Below are 25,097 nucleotides of genomic sequence, written 5' to 3' on the forward strand. Positions count from 1 at the left end.
TGCTTAACCGCGCAACTCGAAGCTTGCCACGATCGCGCTCCAGGCGTGGCGCTGGGCCTCCGTGAACATCGCTGCGCTGCTCGCGGTCAGCGTCAGCATCTGCTTGTGGTTCGGCAGGGCAAATACGCCCTGCCGGTGATACAGGAACTTGCCTTGCTGCTTGTAGTGAACCTCCAGGCACACCCCTTCGATGCCCTGGCTTTTGCTTCCCAGGTGAACGGGTTCGCGCAGGGTTTCCTGGTACTTGGTGACCTGGCGGCGCAGGTCGTCCATCTGCCTGTTCAGATAACCGCTCGGCGTCTCTCCCGGCTCCAGCGGATCACGGGTGATCACCAGGTTGAACCCGACACCGCTGCCTTCGGGAATCAGCACCTGCATCGTGCGATCGTCGAATGCATGCGGGAGCTGGATCGAGCCTTCGTTGATGTGATATTTCATCTTCAGAATCAGTTGCGCGCTGTCGAGAGAGCACTAGCAGTTCAACAAAATCTTGCCGCCCTTTTGATCGAGCACCTCGCCGAAATCGAGCACACCGATCTTTCCCTTGATCTGGATGGTTCCATCGGCAAGCAGCACGATGGAAGACTGCCCGCAGATGAGCGAGATGCTCGTCTTGCCAAGCACAAAGACATCCTGGTCCGCCGCATTGATGACGACGGATTTCTTCGCGAAGACATTGGTGTTCGCGCTGGTCGACGCGACCGTGGCGTCGTTCTTCGACAGCAGATTCATCGCACCGTCGCTCGCGTGCGAAACGATGTCCCCGCCCGACACCACGTTGATCTGCCCGCCGGTGCTCACCTGCGTCAGCATGCCGGTCTTGATGAGCTGCGTCAGCTGCGCGCCGGTGGTCAGGGTCATGGCCGACTGCGAACGCACCGAAACGCTTTGCCCCGAACTGACGACGATCGGCTTGGGGCTGATCATGGTCTGCCCTTCGGGGCTGACGATCGAGACGACGGGCTTGTCGATCTTGCGGGACAGGTCCAGCATCTGCCGGGCATCGGACATCGAAGGGTCGGCGTTGCTGGAGACACCCGCTTCCGGCGATCCGCCACCGGCGAGCGCCGCAACGGACTGGGACGTGCCCCCTGCCGATTGCACGGCCTGTACCAATCCCATGAGCTGCTGGTTCTTGCCTTGGGCCAGCGCGCTGACCAATGACTTGGTCGCGGCAACGGCCTGCCCCGATTCCTGCATCAGCGCATTGCTCTGCGCCAGCGTCGCACCCATCTGCTCGTGGCCATCGGGGCTGTCGCGCGAAACCTTCTGCGCGAAATCCTGCGTGTACGTCGTCAGCAGCAACCCCTTGTCCGCCCGGATCGAGCCCCACTCGTTCGTGCGCAATTCAAAGCCATAGCTGCGCTGCACCTCGGAGCCCTGGTTCATCAGGTACCCCATGTGCAGATGGGTGTTGCCGTAGTCTGTCGACAGTTCGATGTGCTCGGTGCCTTTGCTGTCTTCGAAGCGCAGCATGTGCTTGCCACCGCCGCCCTTGCTCCAGTGCGTCTGGATGCCCGACTGGGTCTTGTGCCGGGGCAGTTCCCACGGCGGCATCTGCGCGGCGTTGTAGACACGGCCAGTAACGATCGGGTAGTCGGGGTCGCCGTTCAGAAAATCGACGATCACTTCCTGGCCGATACGCGGGATGTTCATCGCGCCGTAGTTGCTGCCGGCCCAAGTCTGCGACACGCGAATCCAGCAGGAGGAGTTCTCGTCCATCTTGCCGTAGCGGTCCCAGTGGAACTGCACCTTGATGCGGCCGTATTCGTCGGTATAGATCTCCTCGCCCGCGGGGCCGACCACCACGGCCGTCTGCGGGCCGGTGGTGCGCGGCTTGGGCGTGACGCGGGCGGTGCGGTACGGCGCGTTGTCGGGCAACACCTCGAAGGCCTGCCGGTAGCTCGTGCCGCTGGTGGATTCGCTGTAGGCCGCGCCGGCGGCGCCGTCCACGCGCAAGGCGTTTTCCTGAAAGTCGTAGGTCGCGGCCTCGATCAGGTAGCGCCCGTTCTCCTCGTCGTTCGGATGCCTGGCCAGGTCGAACAGGTAGCCGGGCGCGATGTGGCGCAGGTTGCCTTCGGCCTCGATGAGTTCGCGCCGCCCGACCTGTTGCTCGAGCCGCAGGCGCGCGTAGTTTTCGCCGTCGCCCAGTTCGGTGTAGCCGCCCGGCCAGTCGTACAGCTCGTAGCTGTCGCGGCTGTGGCCGGCAGGCTGGCGACGCAGGGTGTCGATCTCTGCATTGGGCTTCTTGAAGTCGTAGTCGTCGGCCGCAAAGTGGCCCGACGCGATGTCTTCGCTGTGGCTCCAGGTGTCGATGAAGTCCTGCTCGAGGATCTGGGCCGCGAGCACGCCCGCGTGGTAGGGCACCTTGACTGGTCCGCTCGGCAAGCTCGCGTGCGATTCGGGGCCATCGCACAGCACCAGTTGATGGCTGCCCTTGCTGTGGGCGAAGTAGTAGTAGATGCCTTCGAGCTCCATCAGCCGGCTGACGAAGCTGAAGTCGGTCTCGGAGTACTGCACGCAGTAATCCCAGGAGCGGTAGCTGCCGCTGAGCTTGGCGTCGATGGCAAAGCCGTAGGGCGCCAGCACCTCCTGCAGGATCTCGGGCACCGTCTTGAACTGGAAGATCTTGAAGTCGGATCGCCGGGTGGCGTACCAGAGCCAGGGCCGCAGCACGGCTTCGTAGACGCACATGTCGCCGTCGTCCTTGCCGACATAGGCAAAGCGCGTAACCTGCCCGCTGAAAAAGCGCGTGCCCGCGCCGCCCAGTTCGGTGGCGAGGTTCACCTCGACGGTCATGTCCTCGCCCAGCATGCGCTTGGCCGAGATGCTGGACATGTCGCTCACGAGCCGCACCCGCGACTCGAAGAGCGTCGAGATGCGCTCCTGTCCCGTCATCGACCGGAACTTGAGCCGCTCGCCCAGAGAACTGTGGGCTATGAAGCTGCGATTCATTCTTTGGAAGCTCCCTGCCCCTCAGGACACCATTGCACCCGCTGCCTCCCTTTGCGGGACGGCAACCCCGAAATAGACAGACCGCCATCAATGCCCAGCTTCTGGTGACACAGGAGTCAGGGCTGTTATTTTTCAATGCAAGGCTTTTGCCTTACAGCGGTCCAGCAATCAACACTTGCAAATCGAACGAACAGCCATATTGCAGTCTGTACGTGACAAAGCGCTTTCGTTTTTAACAAACTTTGCCCAGCGACTCGCTATTTCTCACGAAATTTTGTTGCCAGCCTTTTCAGGCATCGAGGGAATAAAGCAATAAGTTTTAAATCCCGACTTTCAATTTCTCAAACAAAATAATTACACGCAATTCAAATTGCGAAAAACGTTTCTGTAGAGGCATCACTGGTCTTGTCGGCACGCGGAGCGAGCCGGCCGGCACCGAGACCCCAGGAAAGGCGGCGGATTTTTCTACCCGCTCGTGACGGGCTTGTGACCTTGTCCGCCTTCTTGCGGTGGAACCCCGTTTGTTTCAGATGTGTAAAAAATGAAGCTATTTTGTGTTAAAATCACAAAAATCTTACATTTTTGATACACAAACGCACGAACAGATGGGCGCAACCTCCTCGCTCCTTTCTCGTGTTCTTCCCTCTGTCGTGGCGCTGTTTTTCGGAGTGCTGATGGCACCCGGTACGGCCCAGGCCGAGCTGAACAGTGTCGGCAATGCACCACACAGCGTGCATCGCCTGAAGTTCTACGTCGACCCGGCGTTGGCCGATGAAATTGGCCCCGCGGAAGCAGGCCGGCGCCTTGCGCAGTACGTGGCCGACGTCAACACGGTGTTCACGCGCGAGACCGTGCGCAGCTTCGTGTTCAACCCGGCGAGCGACCTGCAGCTCATCGCACCCGCGTCAGCCCCGCCGTGCAGCCACAGTGGGCTGGTCGATGGCGAAATCGCTGTGTGCATCTCGAAGTCGACGAAGGGCTACAGCCACGGCGGACTGGCCGCGAGCTGGACCTTTCCGCAGAAAGGCGTGACCTGGAACCTGAACTGGATCGCGATCCACGATCCGCTGCGCCTGTCGCGTGCCATCACCGCGGCCGCGCCCGAATCCACTGAAAAAGACTATCTGGGCCGCCAGCTCAAGACGCTGCTGCACGAGCTCGAACACGTGTTCGGCGCCGGCGCGGGCGAGTACTACAACGCCGCGATGGTGAAAGACACCACCGGCACCGCGCCGCAGGCCGACCTGGCCCTGATGAGCGACACCGACCGCTACTGGTGGACGCGCCAGAACTGGCGGCTCGACCCGCTGCTCGGCACGGTGTTCGAGCAGCGGCGCGATCCGGCCACCAACCGCGTCATCACGCTGAACATGATCCGCTTCACGGCGGGCACCAAGGCCAACATCAACACCGACTGGAGCGACTGGCCGAAGTTCGGCACGTCGAAGTACATGGCGGGCACCACGGCCACGCAGGTGCGCATCACCGACCGCGACACGGGCGCAGCGCTGCCCGGCGCACAGGTGTCGGTGTGGCGGCACACGGGCGCGTCATCGCAGCAGCCGATGAGCCTGCTGGTGCAGGGCACGGCGGATGCGGCGGGCCACTTCGCCTTCGATTGGGATTGCGGCTTCACCTGCTTCAACAGCGCCAAGTCGACGCTGCTGGTCAAGGCCTCGACACCGGGCCGGGCGCCGATGGCAAGCTGGTTCACGATCTTCGATGCCTTCGAGCAGAAGGCCGTGAAGGGCCAGTCGACTTTCACGATCGATGTGGCGCTGGGCGCGGTCGACACGACGCCACCGACGGTGTCGCTGTCGGCACCAGCCATGGCCACGGTGGGCCAGCCGGTGACCATCGCGCCCGCGGTGGTCGACAACGTCGGCGTGTGGGGCGTGAAGGTCGCGGGCACGGACGGCATTCCGATCTGCACCTTCGACACGCCGCCCTACACCTGCATATGGACACCGCTGGCGCCAGGCATGCAGACGATCCGTGTGATCGGTGTCGACGCTGCCGGCAATTCGGCGATGGCGACTGCGAACGTGATGGTCAATCCGCCAGCGCAGACCACGCCGCCCGTGGTGTCGGCGGCCGTGCCGGCCGCCACCGGGGTGAAGACGGCGACAACGCTGTCCGCTGCGGTGCAGGCCGACGCTGGCGTTGCCGAGTTGCAGTTCATCGTCGACGGCAAGACGCTGTGCACCGTGAAGGCCGCGCCCTACACCTGCAACTGGACACCCAGTGCAGCGGGCTACGCCAGCATCGAAGCACGGGCCACCGACTCGGCCGGCAACATCGCGAGCGTCTCGGCCAACATGCAGGTGAACGCGACGATCACGCCCTACCGGGCACTGGCGCTTCGAGGCGGCGAGAACAACGAGGCGGTAGAGAACCTGCTTCACCCGACGGCATCGCCGTCGGCAACGCCCAAGGTTCGCACTGCGGGTGCTCCGCGCGACCGCAGCGGCTCCTGACGCCGCGTGCGTGGAGGCGCGGACCGGAGTCGAACCGGTCTGGACGGATTTGCAATCCGCTGCACTGCCGCTTTGCTACCGCGCCGAAGAGATGGCGTTCCGCAGGGGAGTCGAACCCCTGGCTTCCTCCTGGACAGGGAGGCACTCTGGCCACTGAGTTAGCGGAACAAAAAGACAGAACAAAGAAAAGATGGCAGGCCCTCAAGGATTCGAACCTTGGATACCGGGATCAAAACCCGGTGCCTTGGACCACTAGGCGAAGGGCCATCAAAAAATGAAAGAAAAAGAAGATGGCGCGCACGGAAGGAGTCGAACCTTCAACCGCTGGGTTTGGAGTCCAGTGCTCTGCCAATTGAGCTACACACGCGTGAATGAAAAGAATGGTCTGAGTGGCAGGATTTGAACCTGCAGCCTCCTGCTTCCAAGGCAGGCCGTCTACCAGATTGACACTACACCCAGAGAAAATTTGATTGGTGCCCCAGGGGAGATTCGAACTCCCAGAATTCCGCTTCTAAGGCGGACACGTATGCCGGTTCCGTCACCGGGGCTGATGGATGCGAGGCGCGATTTTTTTAAAGAACGTCTGCCGGGCGGTGCCTCGGCGTCATGCAGCGCGATCACTGCGTGTTGTGTTGAACGAAGGTCGAAAAACAAAAAAGGCCCGGAACCTTTCGGTGTCCGGGCCTCTGCTTGAGAGCGCTTGGGAGGTGTGCGCCTATGCGCTTCCTCCACCCGGTAACACCTGATCCTGATCGACGCAATCCCACGGCTTGGCCTGCAGGGCTTGCATGGGGTTCGGGCACTGATCGAGCTGCTGCGACGCCAGCATGCCCAGGCCATTGCGCAGCACGACGCGCACGAGCGCCCGGCCCGGTGCGGGTCGAATGCTGTCGATGCGAATGCCTGTTGCTGCCACGATGGTTCCTGTTGTCTGGGTCGAAATGTTCTGCGGCCGAAACCGCGATGAGGTCGGACTGTAAATAGTCTTTACGCCGCCGTCAACAGGGCACTTCAAATTTTTTCGGCACTGCCCCGGCGCAACGAATCGAGCGTGAGCTGGCTTCGTATGCTGACCGTGAAGGCGCACCCGCGCCCGGTCGGGTTCTGCGTCAGCTCGATCGTGCCGCCCATGCGCTGGCAGGCCTGCCGCGCAATCGAAAGACCGAGGCCCGTGCCCTGCGCGGACGTGCCCGACACGCGGTGAAAGCGGTCGAACACCAGCGCGTGCTCTTCCTGTGGAATGCCCGGCCCGCTGTCTACCACCGACAGCGTGAGCACACCGCCCGCCAGCCCCAGCGTGACCACCACGTGCCCGCCCTCGTCGACGTACTTCACCGCGTTGTCGAGCAGGTTGCGCAACACCGACTCGTACAGCGGCACCGGCAGGCTGAACCCAACGCTGTCGGGCGATTCGAGGATCAGCTCCAGCTGCCGGCTGGCCGCATCCTTCGCGGCCTGCGCCAGGTGCCGCCGCGTGAGTTCCGCGACATCGACGCGCTGCACTTCGGGGCGCGCCGACCCGTCCATGGTCGCCAGTTCGAGCAATTGCTGGATGAGATGCGAGCCGCGCGCAATGGCGTGCTCCAGGTGCTGCGCCGCTTCCTGGCGCTCCGCCGGATCGGTGGAGCGCGACAGCACATGGGCCTGCGCGCCGATCACCGCCAGTGGCGTTCGCAGCTCGTGCGCCGCGTCGTTCACGAACGATCTCTCGCGATCGACCTTGCCTCTCAGTTGCGCCAGCAAGTCTTCGAGCGCCTTCACGAGCGGCTTCAGCTCGGCGTACTTCGGATTGAAACCCAGTGGCGACAGGTCTTCCGCACTGCGCGACTGAATGCGCTCACCGAGCGCCCTCAATGGCTTGATGCCTTGCGCCGCGGCGATCCACACCGGCCCCAGCACGAACGGAAACGCAATCAGGAAGGGCACGACCAGCGAGCTGCCGATGAAACCGAGCAGCCACGGAATGCCCGAGTGCGGCTCGCCCACCCACACCTGCCAGCGCGCATTGCGGCCCTCGTACAGCCAGTAACGCTGGTTGCCCAGCTTCACGTCGACCATCTTCTCGGGATCGCCCCGCACAGCCAGCCCGGCGATCTCGGGCGATACGTAGATCAGCTTTCCCTCGGTGTCCTTCAGCAGGAAGACCACGCGCCCCGGCAGGTTGCCCTCCCCCCGGCGCAGCTCGTTGATCATGTTCGACATGGTGTCCATGACCGCCACGGCGACCTCGTCGCGCTTGACCTTGGTCAGCGCGCTGTTGAGTTCGCGGCCCGCGCGCACCACGCCGGAATCCGTGTCCATGGTCCTGCGGAAATCCAGGTACATGTAGGCCACGAGCGCGGCCCACGCGAGCGTGAAGGCAAGCAGCAGTGACAGCGCCACGCGCCGCACCAGACTGCGCTGAAACAGCCACTTCATGTTGCAAGCATGTAGCCGACGCCGCGCACGGTCTTGATGCGCTCGGCGCCGATCTTGCGGCGCAGGTTCGACACATGCACTTCGATCGCGCCGAAGTCGACCGGCTCGCCCAGCGGGTCGAGCCGCTGCGACAGCGTGCCCTTCGGAATCACCGCCCCTGGTTCGCGTGCCAGCTCCAGCACCAGTTGGAACTCGCGCGGCGACAGGTCCAGCGCCACGCCCGCCAACCGCGCCACATGGCTGCGCGGTTCGATCTCCAGCTCGCCGAAGGTCCACACGTCGCTGGCCTGGTGCGCGTAGCGCCGGCGCACGGCATGGATGCGCGCCACCAACTCGGGCGTGGCAAAGGGCTTGACCACGTAGTCGTCGGCGCCGCCATCCAGCCCGGCCAGCCGGTCTTCGAGCGCCGAGCGTGCGGTGATGACGACGATCGGCACCGTCACGCCCTGGCGCCGCCAGCGCGACAGCAGTTGCAGGCCCGACCCGTCGGGCAGGCTGACGTCGAGCAGCACGCAGCCGCAGGCGTCGCCCTCGAAGGACCGTGGGGCGTCCGCGATGCGGCGCAGCCATTCGATGCTGAAGCCCTCGGCCTTGAGCGCTTGCGAGAGGGCCCGACCCAGGTCCAGGTCGTCTTCGATGAGCAGGAGGTGCATGGGGCCGGATTGTCCATGCACGAACCTTAAGCATTCCCAAAGGTTCGATGCCGAACAATGCGGTTCCCCCCGACCTACCGGGCAGCCACGGGGGCATCGGTCGGCCGCCCGGATTCAACGGAGTTTTTGCGTGGTCCCCGTCTTCAGAATCTCGAAGCGTCGCTCGCTTCTTGCAGCGATTCTGGTCGTCATGGCGCTCTCGGCCTGCGGCGACGGCAAAGCGCCGTCCGCGGCCGCCGATCCGCGCGGCAACGACGCGGTGTCGCAGATCATTCCCGTGGTGCAGGAGCAGGATGCGGCCGCCAGGCGCGGCCTCGACAGCGACGCACACGCCAAGCCGTTCCTGCTTCAGATGCGCTGCCGGCTCAGCCGCTGCAACCTGATCCTGCGCCTGAAACGGTCGGGCCTGCTGCGCGCCTTGCTGAAGTAGCCCGCCGCGTGTGTCCCGTGTGTCCCCCGCCCCGTTGCGGGCAAATGACGAACGGCTGCTATGAGGCCACAGAATGGCGTTCATGCAAGAACCCATGCCTCTCCAGAAGAACCCGGCGCTGCAGCGCGCCTACCTGTTGCTCATCGCGGCCCTCGTGCTGATCGGCTGCTGGATCGCACCGGTCGACGCACCCGCGCGCACGCAGGTCAACGACGGCCTGAAACGCGCGCTGACCACCTTTGCCGCGGCCCGCGCGCTCGGTGCCGTGGTCTCGGTGGCGCAAGGCACGCAGGTCGATGCCACGCCGGGCGGGGTGGGCGTAAGCTTTGCACCGGGGCAGGCGCTGAAACCGCTGAACGAGCTGATCGAGCAGTTCGCGGCCATCATGCTGGCGGCCAGCGTGTCGTTCGGCATCCAGCTGGTGCTGCTGAACATCGGCGCGCACCAGTGGATGTCGGTGCTGGTCAGTGCCGTTGTGCTCGCCTGGATCGTGGTGCGCTGGCGGCGCGACCGCTCGCCGCGCTGGCTGCAGTCGGCGTTGATCGGGCTGCTGCTCGTGCGCTTCGCGGTACCGCTGTGCGCGGTGGCCAACGAAGGCATCTACCGCGTGTTCATGGCGAACGAATACCAGGCCGCCTTGTCGGGCATCGAAAAATCGCCGACCGCCGTGGTCGACGCCACGCAGGAAGCCCCCACGGCCCAGGAAGGCTGGAAGGACCGCATCGAACGCTGGCTGCCCAAGCTCCCCAACCTGAAAGCGACCTACGACCAGATCCTGAAATCGGCCTCCGACTGGGCCGAGCGCATCGTGAAGCTGATCGCGCTGTTCGTGCTGCAGACCATCGTGCTGCCGCTGGCTTTCCTGTTCCTGGCGTGGCGGCTTGCGCGGGCGGCCATCCGGGAGCCCGCTGCCCGGAGCGCTTCGGCTTAGCGTTTTCGTTCGGAGTTTCCGGCAAGACGTAGCAAACTGGCGTCCCGACGACGCACCACCGAGGTCTCCCCATGCGCATCCGCGAACTCGCCACCGGCCTGCAGTTTCCCGAAGGGCCGATTGCCATGGACGATGGCTCGGTGCTGCTGGTCGAGATCGCACGAGGCACGCTCACGCGCGTGCGCGCCGATGGGCTGGTGCAGGTCGTCGCCGACCTGGGCGGCGGCCCGAACGGCGCCGCCGTCGGGCCCGACGGCGCGGTCTACGTCTGCAACAACGGCGGCTTCAGCTGGCACACCGAGGCCGATGGCTGCCTGCGGCCCACGGGCCAGGCCGCCGACTATTCGGGCGGGCGCATCGAGCGCGTCGACCTGAACACCGGCCGCGCGGAGCGCCTGTACGAAGCGGTCGAGGGCGGCGCGCTCTGCGGCCCCAACGACATCGTGTTCGACGCGCAAGGCGGCTTCTACTTCACTGATCTGGGCAAGGTGCGCGAGCGCGACATGGACCGTGGCGGCCTGTTCTACGGCCACGCCGACGGCAGTGCCGCCCACGTGATCGCGCGGCCCGTGATGACGCCCAACGGCATCGCGCTCTCGCCCGATGGCAACACGCTCTACTACGCCGAGACCGAGGGCGCGCGCGTCTGGGCCTTCGACATCACCGCCCCGGGCCGCGTACGCAAGGACGGCTGGCCCTCGCCCCACGGCGGGCGCATGCTGTGCGCCTCGCCGGGCGGGCACTACCAGCGCTTCGATTCGATGGCGGTCGATGCGCTGGGCAACCTCTGTGTGGCCACGCTGCTGCATGGCGGCATCAGCATCGTTGCGCCCGACGGCGGCACCGTCGAGCATGTGCCGCTGCCCGACCGCTACACCACCAACATCTGCTTCGGCGGACGCGACCGGCGCACGGCCTTCGTCACGCTGTCCGGCAGCGGAAGGCTGATCGCCATCGACGACTGGCCCACGCCCGGCCTTGCGCTGAACTTCGAGGCCTAGGGGGCTACGACACCACCTGGTAGTACAGGTTCTGCGGGTGCTTTGCCTGCGCGAAGAAGAACCAGCGCTCGGCCAGCAGGCCCGGTGCCTGCACCAGCACCGCGAGCAGCCATGGCCACACCGCGCCACTCGCCAGACCCCACACCAACAACACCGCCGGCAGCGCGAAGGCCAGCAGCAGAAAGCCGAGCTTCATGTTCTTGAGCACGGCCATCGACGCGCCATGAAAGAACTCGCGCGTGTTGAACGACCCGGCCGACATGCCCATCGATTTCTGCACCAGCTTTTCGGTGCGGATGCCCGTGGCCGACTGCAGGTTCGACTTGTGGCGGATGCCCGCATTGCGCCGCAGCGCCTGCCCTCGCGCAGCCCACGCCGCCAGCGTGGCGACCAGCGCGCACGGGCCGAAGACCTGCACGACGCGCAGCTCTCCGGCCAGCGCCGCCATCGCGCACGCCAGCACCAGCCCCGACGACAACCCGATCAGCGTGAAGTTGACGACGGTCAGCGGATGCGCCCATTCCTCGATGAAGCGCAGGCAGGCGTAGATCATTGCCGTGCAGTACCAGAGCGCGACGGCGCCGCACAGCACCAGCACGGGCAGCAGCCACGACCACGGCGCATCTGCACCGAGCCGCAGCGACAGCCACCACAACGCCACCAGCGCGATGAAACCCGGCAGCACGATCACCTCGCGCGACATCCACGAGGTGCGCCACATCAGCACCGCGCGCCATGCGCGTGTCTTGCGGCCCAGGTGCATGAACGACGCGGCCAGGCCGGCCACGAGCAGCACCTCGGCCACACCCAGCGCCATCGTCAGGAACCCGGGCGCGAGCCCGAGGCCGAGCAGCACCGCCAGCGCGAGCGTGAACACCAGCCCCTGCGCCGCACCGGCGAGCGTGGTGAAGAAAAGGATCGAGAACGCGGGATGCATGCGGCTACTCCCGCGCGTCGGTGGACGGTGTGGCCGACGTAATGTGGCGCGGCAGGTACTGGTTGGCGGGGTTCGTTTCCCACTCCGGCATCAACTGGTAGCCGCCGCGCTCGCGGATCGCCTTCGACACCTCGGAGTCCGGGTCCTTCACGTCGCCGAAGATCCGCGCGCCGGTCGGACAGGCCTTGACGCAGGCGGGCTTGCGGTCTTCCTTGGGCAACTGCTCGTCGTAGATGCGGTCGACGCACAGCGTGCACTTGGTCATGACCTGGCGCTCTTCGTCGAGTTCGCGCGCGCCGTAGGGGCAGGCCCATGCGCAGTACTTGCAGCCGATGCACTTGTCGTAGTCGACCAGCACGATGCCGTCTTCCTTGCGCTTGTAGCTCGCGCCCGTGGGGCACACGGGCACGCATGGCGGGTCTTCGCAGTGCAGGCAGCTCTTGGGGAAGTGGATGGTCTCGGTGACCGGGAAGGCACCGGCCTCGTAGGTCTGCACGCGGTTGAAGAAGGTACCGGTGGGGTTGGCCGCATAGGGCCGCTCGTCGGCCAGCGGGCCGGCGCTGCCGGAGGTGTTCCATTGCTTGCAGGACGTGACGCAGGCGTGGCAGCCGACGCAGACGTTGAGGTCGATGACGAGGGCGAGTTGCTTGGCCAGCGTCTCGCCCTGCTCGGCGCGCTTCGTCGCATTGCTCCCTCCCCCTCTGGGGGAGGGTTGGGGTGGGGGCACGACAGCCTTCAATGCGACGAGGCTTCCAGCTCCAACGCCGATGCCCCCACCCCTGCCCTCCCCCAGAGGGGGAGGGAGCGAAACCGAGGACGGGGCCGCGATCAGGTCTTTCAGCCACTGCATCATTTCCTGCCCCGCCCCGCAAAGTACGTCAACACACTCGCCGCCTTCCCCAGCACCCCGGGCGCACTCGGCATGCTCGCAACCTGCGGAAAACTCTCTTCAGGCTCGCCGGGTTCCGCCGGCCGTATCCGCACGCGCACGTCGTACCAGCCCGCCTGCCCCGTGATCGGGTCCGAGTTGCTGATGCGTCCGCTCGCCGTGCCTTCGAACGGCAGCTCTTCGCTGATCAGGTGGTTCAGCAGGAAACCCTTGCGCGCCTCGTCCGCACCCGGCGCCAACTGCCATGCCCCATCGGCCTTGCCGATCGCATTCCATGTCCACACCGTCCCTGGCTCCACGGCTTCGCTGTAGCGCAGCATGCAACGCACCTGCCCCCAGCGGCTCTCGACCCAGCACCAGCCGCCATCGGCAATGCCGGCGGCCTGCGCGGTGAGCGGGTTCACGTGCAGGTAGTTGTGGCTGTGGATCTGCCGCAGCCACGCGTTCTGCGAATCCCACGAGTGGTACATCGCCATCGGCCGCTGCGTCAGCGCGTTGAGCGGATAGGCCTCGAGATCGGTCGCGGCCTCTTCGAGCGGCGCATACCAGAAGGGCAGCGGATCGAAGTAGGTGTCGATGCGCTCGCGCAATGCATCGGGCGGCTGCCGGCCCGTGCTCTTGCCCTGCGCCGCAAGCCTGAAGCTTTGCAGCGTGTCGGAGTACAGCGCCAGTTGCACCGGGTCGTTGCGCTGGCGCCAGCCCTTGTCTTTCGCGAAGTCCAGGTATTCCCGGTTCCAGTTGCGCATGTAGTGCATGGTCTCGGGCATGTGGTACTGGAACACGCAGTTGTTCTCTGCATACGCCTCCCACTGCTTCGGGTTGGGCGCGCCGCGCAGATGCTCGGTGCCGTCCTTGCCGCGCCAGCCCATCAGAAAGCCGATGCCCGGTTGCGGCTCGAAGTTGACGACGAAGTCCGGATACCCCGTGAACTTGCGCCCGCCCTCCGGCGTGGTGAAGGCCGGAAACTTCAGCCGCGACGCCAGCTCGATCAGTACCTCCTGGAACGGCCGGCACTCGCCCGTGGGCGGCACCACCGGCACACGCACCGAATCCACCGGCCCGTCGAACTCCGAGATCGGCCGGTCGAGCATGCCCATCACATCGTGCCGCTCCAAGTACGTGGTGTCGGGCAGCACCAGGTCGGCAAAGGCCACCGTCTCGCTCTGGAAGGCATCGCACACCACGAGGAAGGGAATCATGTGCTCGCCCTTCTCGTCCTTGCGGTTGAGCATCTCGCGCACGCCCATGGTGTTCATGCTCGAGTTCCACGCCATGTTGGCCATGAAGATCAGCAGCGTGTCGATGCGGTACGGGTCGCCCTTCACCGCATTGGTGATCACGTTGTGCATGAGCCCGTGCGCCGACAGCGGGTGCTCCCACGAGAAGGCGTGGTCGATGCGGATCGGCGAGCCGTCGGGGTTGATCGCCAGTTCTTCCGGGCTGGCCGGAAAGCCCAGCGGCGCCGCATTGAGCGGCGTGTTCGGCTGGATCATTCCGGGGTCGTTGAAGGCCCGGTAGTTGGGCACGATGTGGCGCGGGTACGGCGCCTTGTGCCGGAAGCCGCCGGGCGCGTCGATGGTGCCGAGTACGCTCATCAGCACCGCCAGCGCCCGCACCGTCTGAAAGCCGTTGGAGTGCGCCGCCAGCCCGCGCATCGCGTGGAAGGCCACGGGCCGCGCCTGCGTGGTCGGGTGCTGCTTTCCCCAGGCATCGGTCCAGGGGATCGGCAGCTCGAACGCCTGCTTGAGCGCCGTCTCGCCCATCTCGCGCGCCAGCTTGCGGATGCGCGCGGCATCGATGCCGGTGATGGCCTGCGCCCACTCGGGCGTGCAGCTCGCCACGCGCTCGCGCAGCAACTCGAACGATGGCGCAACACGCGTGCCGTCGGCCAGCGTGTAGTGGCCTTCGAGGGCCGGGTCGCAGCCATCTTCGATGCCTTCGGGGTACGCGGGCTTCACGCTGCCGCTGGTCTTGTCCCACACCAGCTTGTTGTGCGGATTGCGCCCATCGCCCGGCGGCCCGCGCTCGGGGTCGAAGGCGAACAGCCCTTCGCGCTCGCAGTCGTCCAGCACCACCAGCTGCGGCGCATTGGTGAAGCGCTTGAGAAACGCGTGGTCGACCAGCTCGCTCGCGATCAGCTCGTGCAGCAGCGCCATGAACAACGCGCCATCGGTGCCGGGCTTGATCGGAATCCATTCGTCGGCAATCGCCGAGTAGCCCGTGCGCACCGGGTTGATCGAAATGAAGCGCCCGCCCGCCCGCTTGAACTTGCTGATCGCAATCTTCATCGGGTTGCTGTGGTGGTCTTCGGCGGTGCCGATCATCACGAACAGCTTGGCGCGCTCCAGGTCGGGCCCGCCGAATTCCCAGAAGCTGCCGCCGATGGTGTAGATCATTCCCGCGGCCATGTTGACCGAGCAGAAGCCGCCGTGCGCCGCGTAGTTGGGCGTGCCGAATTGCCGCGCGAAGAGGCCCGTGAGCGCCTGCATCTGGTCGCGCCCCGTGAACAGCGCGAACTTCTTCGGATCGGTCGCGCGGATCTTGCCGAGGCGCTCGGTCAGCATGTCGTAGGCCCGCTCCCAGCTGATGGGCTCGAACTCCCCTGCCCCGCGCTCGCTGCCGGCCTTGCGCAGCAACGGCTGCGTGATGCGCGCGGGCGACACCTGCTTCATGATCCCCGACGACCCCTTGGCGCAGATCACCCCCTGGTTCAGCGGATGGTTCGGGTTGCCGTCGATGTAGCGCACCTCCGGCCCCTTCTCGCCCTCGCGCAGGTGCACGCGGATGCCGCAGCGGCAGGCGCACATGTAGCAGGTGGTGGTCTTGACGTCGGTGTCGGCGGTGGGCGTGGGGGCCGACAGCGGATCGTGCACGGGCTCGCGGGACAGGAAACTGAACACTGGCGGTCCTTTGTTTTCAAGCGGGGGCTGTGCCGATGCTAGGGGCCTTCCATCAAACGAAAAAGCGCAGAATATTGCTCACGATGACCGGAAAAACAGATCAGCAATCCGCCCAGCGGCTGCGCTTGAACCTGCGCCAGCTCGAAGTGTTCGTGGCCACCGCGCGCGGTGGCAGCACGCGCGCCGCGGCCGATCGCATCGCGCGTTCGCAGTCGGCGGCAAGCAGCGCGCTCGCCGACCTGGAGACCTCCGTCGGCGCCCTGCTGTTCGACCGCATCGGCCGCCGGCTGGTGCTCAACGAGAACGGCCGCGCACTGCTGCCCAAGGCACAGGCGCTGCTCGACCAGGCCAGCGACCTGCAGGCGCTCTTCAGCGGCGAGCACGCGGCGCCGCTGCGGGTGGCCGCCAGCTTCACCATCGGCGAATACCTGCTGCCCGAGCGCGTGTCGCAATGGACCGCGCTGCATCCGCAGAGCCAGGTGCACCTGCATATCGCGAACACGCGCGACGTGATCGAGGCGGTCGCCGGCTTCGATGTGGATGTGGGCTTCATCGAGGGGCCGCAGACGCACCCCGACCTTGTGGTGCGCGCGTGGCGCGAAGACGAGCTGGTCATCGTCGCCGCGCCGGGTCATGCCCTCGCGAACCGCATCGCCACGCACCGCCAGCTCTCGCAGGCCACCTGGGTTCTGAGGGAACTGGGCTCGGGCACGCGGCAGGTCACCGATGCATGGTTGATCCAGAACCTGGAGCAGGTGCACGTGGGCTTCGAGCTCGGCAGCACCGAGGCCATCAAGCGCGTGGTGGCTTCGGGCACGGGGCTGGCCTGCCTCTCGCGCTACACGGTGGCGCAGGCGCTGGAAGACGGTCACCTTGTCGAGCTGCGCACGCGGCTGCCAGCGGGCATGCGACGGCTCGCGACCGTGATGCACCGCGACAAATTGCTGGGCCGCGCGACTGCCGACTTCCTTCGGCACTGCGGCGCGACCGTGCCACGCGCCCCGGCGGTGCGCTGACTCGCACCAGCGCGGTCAGGCTGGCCGCGACAACAGGTGCACGTACTCGTACTGCGCCGTGTTGATGGTCGACACGCGGTATTCCACCGGCTTGTCGCCGAAGGTGAGCGCGGTGCGCTTCACCTCCATCACCGGGGCTCCCTGCGCCACGCCGAGGATGCGCACCACGCTGCGGTCGGCCGTCATCGCGCGGGCCCGCTCGCGCGCCAGCGTCACGGTGATGCCGAACTCGGTCTGGTAGAGGTGGTAGATGGTGCTCGGCCGTTCGCGAAAGCGCTTCTCGGTCAGGCCCTTGAACAGCAGCGCCGGCAGCGTGAGCCGGTCGTGGATCACCGCCCTGCCCTGCAGCAGCAGGCGGTTGTCGATCTGAATGGCAGGCTCGCCGGTGCGCAGGCCCAGCGCCTGCGCCGGCTCTTCCTCCATGCGCACGCGCTCGAAGGCGACGAACTCCACCTGCGGTGCCTGCCGGAGCCCGTCGCTGCGCTCGACATGGAAGAACTGGAACATGAAGCGGTCCGCGTTGTGCACCGCAACGAAGGTGCCGCGCCCCTGGCGCCGCACGAGGATGTGCTCGGCCACGAGATCGTCGGTTGCATGGCGCAGCGTGCCGATCGACACGCCCAGCGCCGCCGCCAATTCGCTCTCGCTCGGCAGCGTGCTGCCGGCCGCGCAGCGCCCCGATTCGATCGCGCGCAGCAATGAGCGCTTGACCAGCCGATAGAGCGGCGCACCCGCCGCATCGGCGGGGATCGGTTCGAACACGGACAGTTCGGTTGAGCGAGGCATGGCGCGATTGTTCGGCCACATCGCAATTCATTCAAGTCATCCATATGACCTGTTTGACACCCGGAGACACGCACTCGGACACTGGCCCGGCTGCAAATTCTCAGCGAGTCACAACAGGAGACAACGATGATTCATTTCGTTCTGCACGACGCGAAGGACACGGTCGCGGTCGTGGTGGTGGAAGGCGTCAAGGCCGGCATGTCGCTCACCGGCTGGATCATGGACGAGGACCGGATGACCAGCGTCGACGCACGCCAGGACATCCCGATCGGCCACAAGGTCGCGCTCAAAGACATGGCCACGGGCGACACGGTGTGGAAGTACGGCATCGACATGGGCAAGGTGGTCGCGCCGATCAAGGCCGGCGAACACGCGCACGTCCAGAACATCAAGACCAAGCGCTGGTAAGCCCCCGCGCGCTCCGCCAACTTTCCCCACCCACGAATCCGAAAGCACCGCATGTCCATCATTTCCAAAGACACCACCTTCCTCGGCTACCGCCGCGAAAACGGCCGCGTCGGCGTGCGCAACCACGTCATCGTCCTGCCGCTGGACGACCTCTCCAACGCCGCCGCCGAAGCCGTGGCCCACAACATCAAGGGCGCACTCGCCATTCCGCATCCCTATGGGCGCCTCCAATTCGGTGCCGACCTGGAGCTGCACTTCCGCACGCTGATCGGCGCGGGCTGCAACCCGAACGTGGCGGCCGTCGTCGTCATCGGCATCGAGGACAGCTGGACGCAGAAGGTGGTCGATGGCATCGCCGCCACGGGCAAGCCGGTGGCCGGCTTCGGCATCGAAGGCCACGGCGACCACGACACCATCCTGCGCGCGAGCAAGGTGGCACGCGAGTTCGTGCAGAACGCGAGCGAAAAACGCCGCGAGCCCTGCGGCATCCACGAACTGTGGGTTTCCACCAAGTGCGGCGAGAGCGACACCACCTCGGGCTGCGGCTCCAACCCCACCGTCGGCAACGCCTTCGACAAGCTCTACGAGACGGGCAACACGCTGGTGTTCGGCGAGACCTCCGAGATCACCGGCGGCGAGCGCATCGTGGCCGACCGCTGCCGCACGCCCGACGTGAAGGAGCGCTTCATGTTCATGTTCAACCGCTACCAGGACATGATCAACCGCCACAAGACCAGCGACCTGTCGGACTCGCAGCCCACCAAGGGCAACATTGCGGGCGGCCTCACGACCATCGAGGAAAAGGCGCTCGGCAACATCCAGAAGATCGGCAAGAAGTGCCTGGTCGACGGCGTGCTCGACAAGGCCGAGGTGCCCACCGGCCCGGGCCTGTGGTTCATGGATTCGTCCAGCGCCGCGGCCGAGATGGTGACGCTGTGCGCCGCCTCGGGCTACGCGGTGCATTTCTTCCCCACGGGCCAGGGCAACGTGATCGGCAACCCGATCCTGCCGGTCATCAAGATCTGCGCCAACCCGCGCACCGTGCGGCTGATGAGCGAGCACGTCGACGTCGACACCTCGGGCCTCTTGCAGCGCGAGATGACGCTCGACCAGGCCGGCGACCAGTTGCTCGAATGCATGCTGCGCACCGCCAACGGCCGGCTCACCGCGGCCGAGGCGCTGGGGCACCGCGAGTTCGTGATGACGCGCCTGTACGAGTCGGCCTGACCGCGCCATGAAGCGCATCGTCATTGCGGAGTTCATGGACGCCGCCGCGGTCGCGCAACTGCGCGCGCGGCACGACGTTCTCTACGACGTGGCCCTGGTGGACGACGGCGCCCGCCTGTACCGCGAAGCGAAGTGGGCCCACGCGCTCATCGTGCGCAACCGCACGCAGGTGCGCGGCGAGCTGCTCGATGCGCTGGCCCAGTGCACGGTGGTGGGCCGCCTGGGCGTGGGGCTGGACAACATCGACGTGGCGGGCTGCGAAGCGCGCGGCATCCGCGTGATTCCGGCCACTGGCGCGAATGCGCTGAGCGTGGCGGAGTACGTGGTCGCGAGCGCGATGCTGCTGCTGCGCGGCGCCTACGCCTCGACGGCCGAGGTGGCCTCGGGCCGATGGCCGCGCAATGCGCTCTCCAGCGGGCGGGAGTTCTCGGGCAAGACGCTCGGGCTGGTCGGCTTCGGTGCCATCGGGCAACTGACGGCGCGGCTCGCGAAGGCGCTCGGCATGCGCACCGTCGCCTTCGACGCAATGATGGATGCGAACCATCCGGTCTTCGCGGAGAACGGCACGCAGCCACTCAGCCTCGACGCGCTGGTGGCGCAGGCCGACGTAGTGAGCCTGCACGTGCCGCTGGTCGATGGCACGCGCAACCTGTTCGATGCCGCGCGCATCGCGGCGATGAAAGGCGGCGCTGTGCTGGTCAACACCTCGCGCGGCGGCATCGTCGACGAAGCCGCCGTGGCGCTCGCGCTGCGCGAAGGCCGGCTCGGCGGTGCGGCGCTCGATGTGTTCGATGCCGAGCCCCTTGCGGCCAGCCCGCATTTCGAAGGCTGTCCCAATCTGCTGTTGACGCCGCACATCGCCGGCGTGACAGCCGAGTCCAACGAGCGCGTGAGCAGCCTGATCGCGCAGAAGGTGCTGGAGGCGCTCGAATCATGACGATGCTGAGTCTTCAGGAAGCGCGACAAGTCGTGGCCTCGACGCTGCGCGCAGCCGGCGCCAACGAGACCATGGCCGCAGCCACCGCACGCGCGCTGGTGCTTGCCGAGGCGCAAGGACTGGGCTCACACGGCCTGGGCCGCGTCACCCAGTACGCGACGCACCTTCGCAACGGCCGCGTCAACGGCGATGCGATGCCCACGCTGCGGCGAGAGAAAGGAGCGGCCACACTGATCGACGCGCACGAGGGCCTCGCCTTCGCCGCGTGCGAAATGGCGGTGGCCGAAGCCATCGCCCGCGCGCGCGACTTCGGCATCGCCATCGCGGGCGTGACCGACAGCCATCACTGCGGCGTGGTCGTCGATCACCTGCGCGCGGTGGCCGATGCGGGCATGGTCGGCCTCGGCTTCGCGAACTCGCCGGCCGCCATGCCGGCGGCGGGCGGGCGTCATCCGATCTTCGGCACCAACCCGGTGGCGGCGGTGTTCCCGCGCCGCGGAGCGCTGCCCTTGATGATCGACCTGAGCCTTTCCGAAGTGGCGCGCGGCAAGGTCATGGTCGCGGCCAAGCAGGGCAAGCCGATTCCGACCGGTTGGGCCGTGGACCGCGACGGCCAGCCGACCACCGACGCCCAGGCCGCGCTCGAAGGCTCGATGCTCCCTATCGGCGCCGCGAGCAGCCCCAAGGGCGCGATGCTGGCACTGGTGGTCGAGCTGCTGGTCACGGCGCTCATCGGTGCGCAGTTCGGCTTCGAGGCATCGAGCTTCTTCGAAGACGCGGGCAACCGGCCGCGCATCGGCCAGGCCTTCATCGTCATCGACCCCGGCGCGCTCGCGGGGTCGGCCAGCTACCTCGACCGCGTCGAGGTGCTGGTGGCCGAGATGCTGCGCGACGACGGCGTGCGCCTTCCCGGCGCACGGCGCGAAGACCTGCGAAGGCGCGCGGAGGCCGAAGGCATCGAAGTGCCCGACGCGCTGCTCGCGCAGTGGCGACGGTAAACACCGGCAGGCGCCGCAGAGCGTCATTTCCCCCGAACACAACAACAGGAGACAACACGATGAAACGACGTGAATGGATGCAAGGGGCCGCCGCCCTGGCGGCGACGGGATCGCTCGGCGCGCTCGCACCGGGATTGGCACGAGCGCAGGGCGCGGACTATCCGAAACCCGACGCCACGCTGCGCTACGTGGTGCCCTTCCCGGCGGGCGGCCTCACCGACGTGATGGCACGCCAGATCGGCCAGCAGCTCGGCGAGCGCTGGAAGGTCAGCGTGCTGGTGGACAACCGCCCGGGCGGCAACGGCCAGATCGGCGCCGACCTCGTGGCGAAGGCGCCGCCCGACGGCAACACGCTGCTCGCGATCACGCTCACGCATGCGGCCAACGTGACGCTGTTTCCGAAGTCGCCCTTCAACTTCCAGAAAGACCTGCGCCCGGTTGCACTGATCGCGGGCAGCCCGATGCTGATCGTGGTGCCGGCGGCCAGTCCGATCCAGGACCTGAAGGGGCTGATCGCGGCGGCGAAGGAGCGCAAGCTCAACGCCGGCTCGAGCGGCAGCGGCACGCCGCCGCATCTGACACTCGCGCTCTTCAACGACCTGAACAAGTCCGCGATCCAGCACGTGCCCTACAAGGGCGGCGCACCCTGCATGACCGACCTGATCGGCGGGCAGCTCGACGTGGTGTTCTCGAACATCCCCGAGTCGATTCCGCATGTGAAGGGCGGCAAGCTGCGCGCACTGGCGATCGCAAGCAAGACGCGCTACCCCTTGCTGCCCGACGTGCCGACGACCGCCGAAGCCGGCATGCCGGCGCTGCAGGTCGAGAACTGGACCGGCATCATGGCGCCGGCCGGCATGCCCGATGCCGCGGTGCAGAAGTTGGGCGCGGAAGTGGTGAAGATCCTGGCGCTGCCGGGCCTGGAAGAGCGCATGCGGCAGCAGGGTTTCGTGATCGATGCGCGTGGGCCGGATCGCTTTGCGCCCTTCCTGGCGGACGAGATCGCGCGCTGGGCGCACGTCATCAAGGCGGCGGATATCCAGCCGAGCTAGTCAACCGAGCAGCACCTGCGCGGTGTGGTGCGCAATGACTGCCTCTTCGTCGGTGCGCAACACCCAGGCGCTGACAGGGCTCTCGGGCGTGGTGAGCCGTTGTGCGCCGCTGCGATTGGCAGCCGCATCGACATTCACGCCCAGCCACTCGCAGTCCTCAAGGATGCGTTCGCGCAGCCCGGCCGCGTTCTCGCCGATGCCACCGGTGAACACGATGGCGTCGACACCGCGCAGCGCCGACGCGAGGCTGCCCATGTGCTGCACCACCTGTTCGACGAAGTGCCCGATGGCTTCGGCCGCTGCGGGTTCGGCGGACGCTTCGAGCGCACGCATGTCGCTCGACACGCCCGACATGCCGAGCAGGCCCGATTCGCGAAACAGCAGCGTCTCGACCTGGTCGGCCGACATGCCGCGCGAGCGCATCAGGTACAGCACCACGGCCGCATCGATGTGGCCGCAGCGCGTGCCCATGGTGAGGCCGTCGAGCGGAGAGAAAGTCATCGTGGTGGCCACCGAGTGGCCTTGCGCAATGCCGCACATCGAGGCGCCGTTGCCCAGGTGCGCGACGATCACGCGCCGCTGCGCCAGTTCGGGCGCCACATGCGCGAGCTGCGCCACGATGGATTCGTACGAAAGCCCATGGAACCCGTAGCGCCGAACGCCTGCGTCATGCAGGGCGCGCGGCAAGGCGAATCGGCGGTTGACCTCGGGCTGCACCGCGTGGAAGGCGGTGTCGAAGCACGCCACCTGCGGCACGCCCTCGAAGGCCGCCGTTGCCGCGCGCACGCCGGCCAGGTTGTGCGGCTGGTGCAACGGTGCCAGCGGCTCGAGCCTGGCCAGTGCTTCGAGCACCTGCGCGTCGATGCGCACCGGCGCCACGAAATCCGTGCCGCCGTGCACGATGCGGTGCCCGACACCGGCGATGCGCCGGCCGTCGCCCTGCCGTGCATGCCAGTCGAGCAGCGCCGCGAGCGCACCTTGATGCGAGGCCCGCGCGCCGTCGAGCGCGGCGTCGTGCAGGGTGTTGCCCTGCGCATCGCGCACGCGCAGCCGCGCCTTCAGTCCGGCGCCCAGGCCGTCGGCCTGACCCGACCACAGTGCCGCTGGCAGAACACGGCCGTCGCTGCGTGCCTCATCCGCCGCATCGAACAGCGCGACCTTGATCGACGACGACCCGGCATTGAGAGTCAGCAGCGCATCGGCCATGGCTTGTTCAGACGTAGTCCTTGTACTTGTCCAAAAAGCGCACCGGCTTCGACAGCGCATCGCGGCGGAACGGGTCGCCCAGTTCGCGGGTGCACATGATCTCGATGACGCAGGTCTTGCCTTCGTTCATCTGCATGTCGATGGCCTTCTTCAGCGCAGGGCCCACGTCTTCGAGCTTGTCGACCACGATGCCTTCGGCACCCATGGCCTTGGCGATGCCCGCGAAGCTTTCGCTTTCGAGTTCGCCCGCGACGAAGCGGCGGTTGTAGAAGTCGACCTGGTTCTTCTTCTCCGCGCCCCACTGGCGGTTGTGGAAGACCACCGCTGTCACCGGAATGTCGTGGCGCACGGCCGTCATGATCTCGACCATGCTCATGCCCCAGGCGCCGTCACCGGCGTAGGCCACAGCCGGGCGGTCGGGCGCCGCGCACTTGGCGCCGATCATGGTGGGCAGCGAGTAGCCGCAGTTGCCGAAGCTCATCGGCGCAAAGAAGCTGCGCGGTTCTTCGAAGCGCAGGTAGCTGTTGGCAATGGCGTTGATGTTGCCGATGTCGGTGGAGACCATCACGCGCGGCGGCATGGCTTTTTCAAGCTCGCGCAGCACCTGGCGCGGATGCAGGTAGCTGCCGCCCGTGGGTGTCTTCTCGCCCTTGGCCTCTTCGATGGCGTCGAGGCTGAACTGGTCGCGCTCGTGGGTCCACTCGTCGAGTTCTTTCTCCCACGCGGCCTTCTCGGCCTTGATCTTCTCGGCGCGCTCGGCCTTGGTGGCATCGCAGGCCAGCGTCTTGCCTTGCAAGCGCTTGAGCAGTTCCTTGGCGGTGGCCTTGGCGTCGCCGTGAATGCCGACGGTGATCTTCTTCACCAGCCCGAGGTTGGTGTGGTCGGCCTCGACCTGGATGATCTTCGCGTCCTTCGGCCAGTAGTCCATGCCGTGCTGCGGCAGCGTGCCGAACGGGCCCATGCGCGAGCCGAGCGCGAGCACCACGTCGGCCTGCGCGATCAGCTTCATCGCGGCCTTGGAGCCCTGGTAGCCGAGCGGGCCGGCCCACAGCGGATGGCTTGCGGGGAACGAGTCGTTGCGCAGGTAGCCGTTGGCCACCGGTGCGCCGAGGCGTTCGGCCAGCGCCTGGCACTCGGCCACCGCATCGCCCATGACCACGCCGCCGCCCGAGAGGATCACCGGGAACTTGGCCGAGGCCAGCAGTTCGACCGCGGCGTTCAGGCTGTTCTCGCCACCCGCGCCGCGCTCCACGCGCATCGGCTTCGGGATCTCGGTGGTGATCTCGCCGTAGAAGTAGTCGCGCGGGATGTTCAGTTGCGTCGGGCCCATCTCGGAGATGGCGCGATCGAAGCAACGCGCCGTGTACTCGGCCATGCGCTTGGGGTTGTTCACATGGCCCTGGTACTTGGTGAACTCCTGGAACATCGGCAGCTGGTTGGCCTCCTGGAAACCACCGAGGCCCATGCCCATGGTGCCGGTCTCGGGCGTGATCATCACGACTGGGCTGTGCGCCCAGTAGGCCGCGGCAATGGCGGTCACGCAGTTGCTGATGCCGGGGCCGTTCTGCCCGATCACGAGGCCGTGGCGGCCCGACACGCGCGCATAGCCGTCGGCCATGTGGGCACCGCCCTGCTCGTGCACCACCGGAATCAGGCGGATGCCGGCGGGCGCGAAGATGTCCATCGCGTCCATGAAGGCCGAACCCATGATGCCGAAGATGTCGGTCACGCCGTTGGCGACCATGGTCTCGACGAAGGCCTCGGAAGGCGTCATCTTCTGCACACCGGTGACGGCTTCACGGGTGGGGGCGGCTGGTTGCTTCTGGCTCATGGAAGGCGTCTCCTGAAGAGGTGGGGGCTGCGGTGTGCAATCGAA

Annotated in this window: 21 protein-coding genes and 5 tRNA genes; 10 read left to right on the forward strand and 16 right to left on the reverse strand. The window is 66.5% G+C overall.

From position 1 onward, the window contains the following. Positions 1-3: 3 nt before the first annotated feature. Both ACGLHS_RS25120 and ACGLHS_RS25125 read right to left on the reverse strand, forming a co-directional pair. Complete coding sequence (locus tag ACGLHS_RS25120; protein ID WP_394484190.1) at positions 4-438, reverse strand: DcrB-related protein; 435 nt, start codon at positions 436-438, stop codon at positions 4-6. Positions 439-471: 33 nt separating this feature from the next. Further along, the gene (locus tag ACGLHS_RS25125; RefSeq protein ID WP_394484192.1) at positions 472-2,955 is read right to left on the reverse strand and encodes a type VI secretion system Vgr family protein; all 2,484 of its coding nucleotides are present in this window, start codon (positions 2,953-2,955) and stop codon (positions 472-474) included. A 674-nt stretch (positions 2,956-3,629) separates the two neighbouring features. Here ACGLHS_RS25125 and ACGLHS_RS25130 point away from each other — a divergent pair. Next, a complete protein-coding gene (locus ACGLHS_RS25130; RefSeq protein WP_394484194.1) occupies positions 3,630-5,432 on the forward strand; it encodes an Ig-like domain-containing protein in 1,803 nt (600 codons plus the stop codon). Between the two features lie 11 nt (positions 5,433-5,443). Here the strand turns inward: ACGLHS_RS25130 and ACGLHS_RS25135 are convergent. The 8 genes from ACGLHS_RS25135 to ACGLHS_RS25170 all read right to left on the reverse strand — a co-directional run bounded on the left by ACGLHS_RS25135 (position 5,444) and on the right by ACGLHS_RS25170 (position 8,503). Beyond that, a tRNA-Cys gene (locus tag ACGLHS_RS25135) sits at positions 5,444-5,517 on the reverse strand. A 7-nt stretch (positions 5,518-5,524) separates the two neighbouring features. Then, positions 5,525-5,600 (reverse strand) — tRNA-Asp (locus tag ACGLHS_RS25140). 123 nt (positions 5,601-5,723) lie between these two features. Continuing rightward, a tRNA-Trp gene (locus ACGLHS_RS25145) sits at positions 5,724-5,799 on the reverse strand. A gap of 14 nt (positions 5,800-5,813) precedes the next feature. Next, positions 5,814-5,891, reverse strand: a tRNA-Pro gene (locus ACGLHS_RS25150). Positions 5,892-5,903: 12 nt separating this feature from the next. Beyond that, positions 5,904-5,980, reverse strand: a tRNA-Leu gene (locus tag ACGLHS_RS25155). A 167-nt stretch (positions 5,981-6,147) separates the two neighbouring features. Further along, positions 6,148-6,348: a hypothetical protein gene (locus ACGLHS_RS25160; protein WP_394484196.1), complete on the reverse strand. Its 201-nt coding sequence runs from the start codon at positions 6,346-6,348 to the stop codon at positions 6,148-6,150. Between the two features lie 95 nt (positions 6,349-6,443). Continuing rightward, the gene (locus tag ACGLHS_RS25165) at positions 6,444-7,850 is read right to left on the reverse strand and encodes a HAMP domain-containing sensor histidine kinase (RefSeq protein ID WP_093238756.1); all 1,407 of its coding nucleotides are present in this window, start codon (positions 7,848-7,850) and stop codon (positions 6,444-6,446) included. After that, positions 7,847-8,503, reverse strand: a complete 657-nt coding sequence (locus ACGLHS_RS25170; protein WP_093238755.1) for a response regulator transcription factor — start codon at positions 8,501-8,503, stop codon at positions 7,847-7,849. Before ACGLHS_RS25170 ends, ACGLHS_RS25165 begins: the two co-directional genes overlap by 4 nt. A gap of 130 nt (positions 8,504-8,633) precedes the next feature. On the opposite strand from ACGLHS_RS25170, the gene ACGLHS_RS25175 reads away from it, so the two are divergent. The 3 genes from ACGLHS_RS25175 (at position 8,634) to ACGLHS_RS25185 (ending at position 10,865) form a co-directional block, all read left to right on the forward strand. After that, on the forward strand, positions 8,634-8,933 hold the full coding sequence (locus ACGLHS_RS25175; RefSeq protein ID WP_394484198.1) for a hypothetical protein: 300 nt from the start codon (positions 8,634-8,636) through the stop codon (positions 8,931-8,933). A gap of 82 nt (positions 8,934-9,015) precedes the next feature. Further along, the gene (locus ACGLHS_RS25180; protein WP_394484200.1) at positions 9,016-9,864 is read left to right on the forward strand and encodes a hypothetical protein; all 849 of its coding nucleotides are present in this window, start codon (positions 9,016-9,018) and stop codon (positions 9,862-9,864) included. A gap of 71 nt (positions 9,865-9,935) precedes the next feature. Continuing rightward, a complete protein-coding gene (locus ACGLHS_RS25185; RefSeq protein ID WP_394484202.1) occupies positions 9,936-10,865 on the forward strand; it encodes an SMP-30/gluconolactonase/LRE family protein in 930 nt (309 codons plus the stop codon). 4 nt (positions 10,866-10,869) lie between these two features. Here the strand turns inward: ACGLHS_RS25185 and ACGLHS_RS25190 are convergent, their stop codons facing one another. From ACGLHS_RS25190 to ACGLHS_RS25200, 3 genes are read right to left on the reverse strand one after another with little or no spacing between them, the layout of a single operon-like run. Then, a complete protein-coding gene (locus ACGLHS_RS25190; protein WP_394484204.1) occupies positions 10,870-11,802 on the reverse strand; it encodes a dimethyl sulfoxide reductase anchor subunit family protein in 933 nt (310 codons plus the stop codon). A 4-nt stretch (positions 11,803-11,806) separates the two neighbouring features. Then, on the reverse strand, positions 11,807-12,655 hold the full coding sequence (locus ACGLHS_RS25195) for a 4Fe-4S dicluster domain-containing protein (RefSeq protein ID WP_394484205.1): 849 nt from the start codon (positions 12,653-12,655) through the stop codon (positions 11,807-11,809). After that, positions 12,652-15,591, reverse strand: coding sequence for a molybdopterin-dependent oxidoreductase (locus ACGLHS_RS25200; protein WP_394484207.1), 2,940 nt, complete (start codon positions 15,589-15,591; stop codon positions 12,652-12,654). Before ACGLHS_RS25200 ends, ACGLHS_RS25195 begins: the two co-directional genes overlap by 4 nt. 83 nt (positions 15,592-15,674) lie before the next feature. On the opposite strand from ACGLHS_RS25200, the gene ACGLHS_RS25205 reads away from it, so the two are divergent. Continuing rightward, a complete protein-coding gene (locus tag ACGLHS_RS25205) occupies positions 15,675-16,607 on the forward strand; it encodes a LysR family transcriptional regulator (protein WP_093238746.1) in 933 nt (310 codons plus the stop codon). A gap of 15 nt (positions 16,608-16,622) precedes the next feature. On the opposite strand, the gene ACGLHS_RS25210 is transcribed toward ACGLHS_RS25205, so the two are convergent. Continuing rightward, entirely contained in the window at positions 16,623-17,393 is a 771-nt protein-coding gene (locus tag ACGLHS_RS25210; protein ID WP_394484209.1) for a GntR family transcriptional regulator, read from the reverse strand. A gap of 126 nt (positions 17,394-17,519) precedes the next feature. Between ACGLHS_RS25210 and ACGLHS_RS25215 the strand changes: the two genes are divergently transcribed. From ACGLHS_RS25215 to ACGLHS_RS25235, 5 genes are read left to right on the forward strand one after another with little or no spacing between them, the layout of a single operon-like run. Then, the gene (locus tag ACGLHS_RS25215) at positions 17,520-17,801 is read left to right on the forward strand and encodes a UxaA family hydrolase (protein WP_093238744.1); all 282 of its coding nucleotides are present in this window, start codon (positions 17,520-17,522) and stop codon (positions 17,799-17,801) included. A 51-nt stretch (positions 17,802-17,852) separates the two neighbouring features. Then, entirely contained in the window at positions 17,853-19,028 is a 1,176-nt protein-coding gene (locus ACGLHS_RS25220) for a UxaA family hydrolase (RefSeq protein WP_093238743.1), read from the forward strand. Between the two features lie 7 nt (positions 19,029-19,035). Next, the gene (locus tag ACGLHS_RS25225) at positions 19,036-19,965 is read left to right on the forward strand and encodes a hydroxyacid dehydrogenase (protein ID WP_394484212.1); all 930 of its coding nucleotides are present in this window, start codon (positions 19,036-19,038) and stop codon (positions 19,963-19,965) included. After that, positions 19,962-20,963, forward strand: coding sequence for an Ldh family oxidoreductase (locus tag ACGLHS_RS25230; RefSeq protein ID WP_394484214.1), 1,002 nt, complete (start codon positions 19,962-19,964; stop codon positions 20,961-20,963). Before ACGLHS_RS25225 ends, ACGLHS_RS25230 begins: the two co-directional genes overlap by 4 nt. A gap of 59 nt (positions 20,964-21,022) precedes the next feature. Next, positions 21,023-22,015, forward strand: coding sequence for a Bug family tripartite tricarboxylate transporter substrate binding protein (locus ACGLHS_RS25235; RefSeq protein WP_394484216.1), 993 nt, complete (start codon positions 21,023-21,025; stop codon positions 22,013-22,015). Here the strand turns inward: ACGLHS_RS25235 and ACGLHS_RS25240 are convergent, their stop codons facing one another. Together ACGLHS_RS25240 and xsc are read right to left on the reverse strand one after the other, a co-directional pair. Next, positions 22,016-23,221, reverse strand: a complete 1,206-nt coding sequence (locus ACGLHS_RS25240) for an acetate/propionate family kinase (RefSeq protein WP_394484218.1) — start codon at positions 23,219-23,221, stop codon at positions 22,016-22,018. It lies immediately after the preceding gene. A 7-nt stretch (positions 23,222-23,228) separates the two neighbouring features. Continuing rightward, on the reverse strand, positions 23,229-25,052 hold the full coding sequence (gene xsc, locus ACGLHS_RS25245; protein WP_394484220.1) for a sulfoacetaldehyde acetyltransferase: 1,824 nt from the start codon (positions 25,050-25,052) through the stop codon (positions 23,229-23,231). Positions 25,053-25,097: the final 45 nt, after the last annotated feature.

This window comes from Variovorax sp. VaC1, from assembly GCF_043658315.1.
In the GTDB taxonomy this organism is placed as follows: domain Bacteria; phylum Pseudomonadota; class Gammaproteobacteria; order Burkholderiales; family Burkholderiaceae_C; genus Variovorax.